Source organism: Pseudomonas sp. CM27, assembly GCF_013179515.1.
Taxonomy (GTDB): Bacteria; Pseudomonadota; Gammaproteobacteria; order Pseudomonadales; family Pseudomonadaceae; genus Aquipseudomonas.
Map to the genome: position 1 here is coordinate 13,492 of NZ_JABMCN010000091.1, position 7,000 is coordinate 20,491.

6 protein-coding genes are annotated in these 7,000 nt (G+C 63.0%); all 6 read right to left on the reverse strand.

All coding sequences use genetic code 11. From position 1 onward, the window contains the following. Positions 1 to 961 (reverse strand): hydrolase (locus tag HP547_RS13460; RefSeq protein WP_172286545.1); only part of this gene is annotated, 961 nt, incomplete at its 3' end. Positions 962 to 1,021: 60 nt separating this feature from the next. Then, positions 1,022 to 2,422 (reverse strand): pitrilysin family protein, encoded by a 1,401-nt coding sequence (locus HP547_RS13465; RefSeq protein WP_172286546.1) that lies wholly within the window; start codon positions 2,420 to 2,422, stop codon positions 1,022 to 1,024. Then, positions 2,419 to 3,756 (reverse strand): pitrilysin family protein, encoded by a 1,338-nt coding sequence (locus tag HP547_RS13470; protein ID WP_172286547.1) that lies wholly within the window; start codon positions 3,754 to 3,756, stop codon positions 2,419 to 2,421. Before HP547_RS13470 ends, HP547_RS13465 begins: the two co-directional genes overlap by 4 nt. A gap of 71 nt (positions 3,757 to 3,827) precedes the next feature. Beyond that, on the reverse strand, positions 3,828 to 4,430 hold the full coding sequence (gene rsmD / locus HP547_RS13475; protein ID WP_172227235.1) for a 16S rRNA (guanine(966)-N(2))-methyltransferase RsmD: 603 nt from the start codon (positions 4,428 to 4,430) through the stop codon (positions 3,828 to 3,830). Beyond that, complete coding sequence (locus HP547_RS13480) at positions 4,430 to 5,920, reverse strand: pitrilysin family protein (RefSeq protein WP_172286548.1); 1,491 nt, start codon at positions 5,918 to 5,920, stop codon at positions 4,430 to 4,432. The genes rsmD and HP547_RS13480 overlap by 1 nt, the downstream gene beginning before the upstream one ends. Then, positions 5,913 to 7,000, reverse strand: a 1,088-nt coding sequence (locus tag HP547_RS13485; RefSeq protein WP_172286549.1) for a pitrilysin family protein, incomplete at its 5' end; no start/stop codon positions are given. The genes HP547_RS13485 and HP547_RS13480, both read right to left, overlap by 8 nt.

The following is a 7,000-nucleotide window of genomic DNA, read 5'->3' on the forward strand; positions in this document are numbered from 1 at the left end:
GCCGCTCCAGGTAATACCCAGGATTACGCAAGCTGCCATCGACAAACCCCACATGGCCGCCCCTGCTGTGCAGCTCGAAGCGAGTCTGTGCCGCCAGCTCGCGGGCGGTGGGCAGGCTATGGCCGGCAACGAAGGGGTCATCGCTGGAATGGATGATCAGCGTCGGCGTGCGATTCTGGCCAAGGTAGAAATGGCTCGATGAACGGCGATAGTAATCGTGAGCGTCAACGAAGCCATTCAACGGTGCGGTGACCTTGCCGTCGAAGTCCCAGAACGTGCGCAGGTTGGTCAACGGGCCAAGTCGTTGCAAGCTGGCGAGTCGTTCATGCTCGCCTTTTTCATGGAAGTGGTGTTGCTTGAGCTGCACATAAGCCAGCATTTCGCGCATGAAATGCGCCTGGTACACCTTTGAAAAGCCCTGCCCGATGCGGTCTGCGCAATGGTCGAGGCGGAACGGCACCGACACTGCCACCGCGGCCTCCAGCTGGCTGGCGACGCCGCTTTCGCCCAGGTATTTCAGCAACACATTGCCACCCAGGGAGTAACCCACCGCATACAGCGGTGCCAACGGGCGTTGAGCGCGCAGATGGTTGATGATTTCGGCCAGGTCTTCGCTGGCGCCCGAATGGTAGCTGCGTGGCAGCAGGTTGGGCTCGCCCGAGCAGCCGCGCCAGTTCACCGCCACGCTGGCCCAGCCGCGCGCCTGCAGGGATTGCTGCAGGCCTTTGACGTAGGGCGAATGAGATGAGCCGGTGAGGCCGTGCAGTACCAGCACGAGTGGCGCCTGAGCTTGGTGCGGGCCGTGCCAGTCCAGGTCGATGAAGTCGCCATCGGCCAGCCACAGCCGCTCGCGAGTGCGATGCAGTTCAGGCAGCTTGCGCCACAGCGGCCCCCACAAGGTTTGCAGGTGGGGGTTGGAGAGGCCGATGGCCGGACGAAATGTGGCGCTGTAGCTTGGCATACTGGGCAACTCGTGATGTGCCTGCCTAGAGTGCCATGAAACAGCGCGACTGTACCTGCGCTATTGGTCGACCGACGCAGGCTCCGGCAGTGGCAATTGCTCGGTGTCCGCTCCTATGGAGACGAATACTTCCGGGGCGTTGCGCAGCCACACTTGCGCGGCTTCACGAAGGTTTCCGGGTGTCAGTGTGCCTAGCTTGTCGAGGTAGGTAGCAAGATGGTTCCCCGGCAATCCATGGTGACTGTAAGTCGCAAGGGCTTTGGCCAGTTTCGCTTTATCCAGAAGTTCTTTATGCAGTTGACCCGCTAGCTGGTTCAAGGCCATGTCGCATTCGGCCTGGCTAGGGCCACGGTCGCCCAGGCACCGCATAATGCTGGATATCAGCGCCGCTGCCCCGTCTCGGTACTGTGGTGCGACGTCCCAGAGTATGTGCAACAAGCTGCCGGCATCATGGGGTGTGAGCGAGGAATAGATGGCATAGGTCAGACCGCGTCGGACACGTAGTTCCTGTATCAGACGGGATTCATAACCCCCGCCCAGGATTGCGTCCAGTAGCGTCAGGGCGGGATATACCATGTCACCCGCTGTGACATTCGATGAAATGGTCAGCATCCCGCGGGTCGTGGTACTGGAGCGTTCGATGTGCCGGACAAAGGTCGAGTGTGGGGCTACCGGCGGCAAATCCTGCGCGACCCAGTGCTGAGGGAGCGCGCAAACGAGTTTGCCGACCAGGTCTTCGGCCTCTTCGCGCGTCAAGTTCCCCACCAGGCCTATATCGAGATTACTGGCCGAATAGGCTCGCTGGTGGAAAGCCCTCAACTGCTCGCCGGTGAATTTGCTGATGTCTGCCGGAATCGAAGCTGTCGCATAGGGATGACCCTTGAAGACATGTGCGTTGGTCGTTTCAAGCAGCCGGTTAATCGTGCCGCGTGCCTGGGCAGAACCCAGGAAAGCCAGCCGTTCTCGGATCTTGTCCACATCAGCAGTTCTGAACGCCGGGTGTGCAAGCATGTCCGTGAGCAGTTGCATGACGCTGTTGCGAAGGCTTGGCAAGCTAAGGCAGCGCAGTGTGATGAGGGCGCTGCTGGTTTTCAGTCGGGTCTCCAGTACTGCTCCCAGCCCCTCGATTTGTGCTGCAAAGTCGGCCGCCTCGAGCTGCTCCGTCCCTTGGTCGAGGCTGTAAAGCACCAAGGCAGCGAGCCCCGGTTCGGGGCCATCCAGCACGCTGCCGGCCCGGAAGCGCAACGACAGATCGAACATCGGGCGGTCATGAGACGCAATGAAGCTGACCCTTGCTCCTTCGCGGGTCTGCCATTGCTGCGCTTCGGCTTGCAACGGCGGTATTTTGCCAAGCTCGATGTCATGGGCTGATTGCAGTTTGGTCATGGCTGCTACAGCAGTGTCGGTCGCCGGGCCATCGCACAGCAATGGAGGCGTGGTGAGGGTGTGGTCGTGGGTCATGCTGCTGCTCCTGGCTGAAAGTAGGTGATGGTCAGCCGCTCGCGTCCCAGGTAGGCAAGCGCCACGCTCTGCACCGTGGCACTGTCCAAACTTCCGATAGTGCGGGCTTCCTGATCCAGAACTGAGGGGGACAGGCCGGCAGCAGCGGCCGCGCCAATTCGTGTTGCCTGCCCTTCAAGGTCATCGAGGCTGAACAGCCGTCGCGTGAGCATTCGCAACTTTGCACGTTCCAGCTCTTCAGATGACAGTGGCGCCAGTCGCAGCTCGGCAATCATCTGGTAGATCGCCTCTGCGGCTTGCTCGGGTGTGGCGTTGCTGGTGTTCACAGCAGCGGTAATGGTCAGCAGAGTGTCACCGCGAACCAACGGATCGTAATTGACGCTCACATTCGAAATCAGGCGTCTTTCGCGCACCAGGTCGCTATACAGCAGTGAGCTGTCGCCCTTGCCGAGCATGTCGCAGATAAGTTCCAGTGTTGGCGCTAACGTTGGGTCAAGCGCCGTCGCGCAGCTCGGGACGTTGAACGACATACGCACGCCATTGCTGAGTGCCGGCAGTGCTACGGTGTGTTTGCGTTCATAAGGGACGGAGCCATGGCGGGGGATGGGTGGTTTCGCCAGGGGGGCTCTGGGCAAGCTGCTGAAGTACCGGGATACGTGCAGCCGAAGCGTAGACAGGGCGACATTACCTACCACCACCAGCGTGGCGTTGTTGGGGTGGTACCACGTGCGATACCAGGTTCGCAGTGTTTCAAGCTTGATGTTTTTCAGATCTGCAGGGTAGCCGAAACTCGGTGTGGCATATGCACTCTCGCCATGGGCGAGCATGTCGTGTTGGTTGTATGCCTGCTCCCGCACATTGCTTGCGAACTTGAGCCGATACTCGTCCTCGACCGCTTTGACTCCCTGCCCCATCTCGGGTTGACCGAATGTGGCGGTGCTCATTGCGTCTGCCATGATTTCCAGGGCGATCGGCAAGCGAGCGGCCGGCAGCATCATCTGGTATGCAGTAGCGTCATCCAGGGTGACGGCGTCGCTGGAGCCGCCAAGTCGCGCGATCACTCTGCTGAACTGGCCGGCCGCAAGCTTGCTGCTGCCTTCGAAGACCAAGTGCTCCAACAGGTGTGACAGATTGCTATGGCCGACAGGCTCATGGCTGGCCCCCACGTGCACCCACAGCTGGACTGCAGCCAGCGAAGTGCCGAGATCCTCGCGCAGGTAGACGGACAAGCCATTGTCCAGCGTGAAGTGCTGTAAAGGGACGGGGGCAGCGGCCGCGACAGATGCTAGTCCGTCGTTGACCTTTTCAATGTCGAGAGGGGATGTGGATGTCATCGCTGAAGTGCTCCGGTTGCGGTAAACCGGAACAGCTTCAGTGAAAGGGTCAGCCGGGTTGCACTACTTGTTTAGCCCCGCTGCCACAGCGCGTAATGCACCTGGCCGGTTTTTTTCTCGCGGTGCAGGCGCCAGCTGCCGGGCATCTGCAGGCTAGACGGCGCAGCCTCGCTTTCGGTGTAGACCCAGGCTTGCTCGCGCAGCCACCCATTTTGCTCCAGCAGGTTGCAGGTATTGGCCAGCAGGTCCTGATGGAACGGCGGGTCGAGGAACACCACGTCGAACTGCTGCTTGGCCGGGCCTTGCAGGTAGCGCAGGGCGTCGGTCTGCAGGATTTGCCCGCGCGGGCAGCGCAGCAGTTCGAGGTTGTTCTTCAGGTTGGCGATGGCTGCCGCGTTACTGTCCAGCGCCACAGCATTTTCGGCCCCGCGTGACAGGGCTTCGAGCACCAGGGCACCGCTGCCGGTGAAGGCATCCAGTACCTGGGCACCCTCGATATACGGGGCCAACCAGTTGAACACGGTTTCGCGCACGCGGTCGGGCGTTGGCCGCAGGCCCTCGCCCTCGGGCACCGCCAGGCGGCGGCTGCGCCACTCGCCGGCGATAATGCGCAGGTGGCCCTGGCCCTTGCTTTGGCCCGTCTGCGGGCGGGCGGGGGAGGTGGATCTTGGCATTAGTGCTCCGGTACCCCGAGCGCTTGCTCGGAGGGCTTGTCAGTAGGTGCTGGCAGCGGTTGTTGCGGCACTTTCGGGCCGGCGGTGACGATAACCAGTTTATCGGCTGACAGGTGTTTGTTCATGGCCGCCTTGACCTGCTCGACGGTCAGGGCCTGGGACTGCTGCATGAAGTCCTCCAGCCAGGTCAGCGGCAGGTTGTAGAAACCAATGGCGCCCAGTTGGCCGACGATACTGGCGTTGCTGGCATTGGACAGCGGGAAGCTGCCGGCCAGTTCGCGCTTGGCATCGTCCAGCTCCTGCTGGGTGGGGCCGGTCTTGAGGTAGTCGGCAAGAATATCCTGCACCAGCTTGAGCGTGCCTTCGCTGAGTTCGGCGCGGGTTTGCAGGTTGATCATGAACGGACCACGCACCTGCATCGGGCTGAACACCGAGTACACGCCATAAGTGAGGCCGCGCTTTTCACGTACTTCGCTCATCAGGCGGGTGCCGAATGCGCCGCCGCCGAGGATCTGGTTGCCCAGCGACAAGGCCGGCCAGTCCGGGTCCTGGCGGTCGATGCCGAGCTCGGCCAGCATCAGGTGGGTCTGCTTGGACGGGAAGTCGATGTGCGTCAGACCGGCCTTGGCTTCCGCAGGCTGGGCAGGTGCGGCGAGCGCCGGGCCTTTTGGCAGGCCGTCCGATACCTGTGCGGCAATGGCCTCGGCTTCGGCGCGGCTGAGGTCGCCGACCAGGGCTATGACCGCGTTGCTGCCGGTGTAGGCCTTGGCGTGGAACGCACGCAGCTGGTCGAGGGTAATGCCGGTGACGCTTTCGGCAGTGCCGTCGCTCGGGTGAGCGTACGGGTGATCGCCGTAGAGCTTGCCGAACAGCGCCTTGCCGGCAATCTTGCCTGGGTTCTGCTTCTCGTATTCGAAACCGGCCAGCATCTGGTTCTTGATGCGCTTGAGGGCGTCTTCCGGGAAAGTCGGTTTGCCGGCTACGTCGGAGAACAGCTTGAGCGCCGGCTCACGCTTGTCCTTGGCGCTGAGGCTGCGTAGCGAGGCCACGGCCATGTCGCGGTAGGAGCCGTTGCCAAAATCCGCGCCCAGGCCTTCGAAGCCCTCGGCGATGGCGGTCACATCCTTGCCGGCCACGCCCTCGTTGAGCATGGCGTTGGTCAGGGCTGCCAGGCCAGGTGTGCCGCCGTCCTGGCTGCTGCCGGCAGCGAAGGTTACGCGCAGGTCGAACATGGGCAGTTCGCGGGCTTCGACGAACAGCACCCGGGCGCCTTCGGCGGTGGTCCAGTGCTGGATGTTCAGCTCACGCCGGCTGGGTGCCTTGCCATCCAGTTCGGCCAGCGACTGCAACGTGTTGGCCGGGCGCGCGGCGCTGCTGTCGGCCTTTGCTGCGTTATCCGCCATGGCCGGGGTGACCAGCACTGCTGTCAGCGTCAGGGCGCGGATGCCCGTGGCCAGCAAGGTTGGGCGTGATGCGCGGCGATCACTCATGAGCGGACTCCTCGGGCAGTACATGGGCAACGCTCAGGCGTTCGCGGGTGAAGTAGGTGCGCGCGGCGTTCTGGATGTCCTGCGGGGTCACGCGCTTGAGCTCGTCCAGCTCGCTGTCGATAAGCTTCCAGGACAGGCCGACGGTTTCCAGCTGGCCGATGGTGGTGGCCTGGCTGCTGATGGAGTCGCGGTCGTAGACCAGGCCAGCGATGACCTGGGCGCGCACGCGTTCGAGTTCCTCGGCGCTGGGCGGTGTGGTCTTGAGTTCGTCAAGCAGCTGCCACACGCCCTTTTCGACATCGGCGAGGGTTTTCTGCTTTTGCACGTTCGGCGTGGCCGAGATCAGGAACAGGCTGTCGCCGCGGGTGAAGGCGTTGTAGCTGGACGAGGCGCCGGCTACCAGCTCCTGGCCACGCTCCAGGCGCGCCGGCATGCGGGCGCTGTAGCCACCGTCGAGCAGGGCCGAGATCAGGCGCAGGGCATGCACCGTGCGCGGCTCCTTGGCGGTGGGCAGGCCGGGGACGTTGAAGCCGTAGATCAGGCTGGGCAGCTGGGTGCGTACGTGCAGGGTCAGCTGGCGCTGGCCAGGCTCGGCCAGCTCCAGGGGCAGTTTGGCCGGCGGCACCGGGCGCTTGGGGATGGCGCCGAAGTACTTCTGCGCCAGGCCCTTGACCTCGTCGGCGGTGACATCGCCGACCACCACCAGGGTGGCGTTGTTGGGCGCGTACCAGGATTCATACCAGTGGCGCAGCTCCTCGACCTTCATGCGCTCCAGGTCGGCCATCCAGCCGATGGTCGGGGTGTGGTAGCCGCTGGCCGGGTAGGCCATGGCGCGGAATAGCTCGAACGCCTTGGAATTGGGCTGGTCATCGGTGCGCAGGCGGCGTTCTTCCTTGATGACCTCGATTTCGCGGCTGAACTCGTCGGCGGGCAGGCGCAGGCTGGCCAGGCGGTCGGCTTCCAGTTCCAGGGCTACCGGCAGGCGGTCGCGGGCCAATACCTGGTAATAGGCGGTGTAATCGTCGCTGGTAAAGGCATTTTCTTCGGCGCCGAGGTCGCGCAGGATGCGCGATGCTTCGC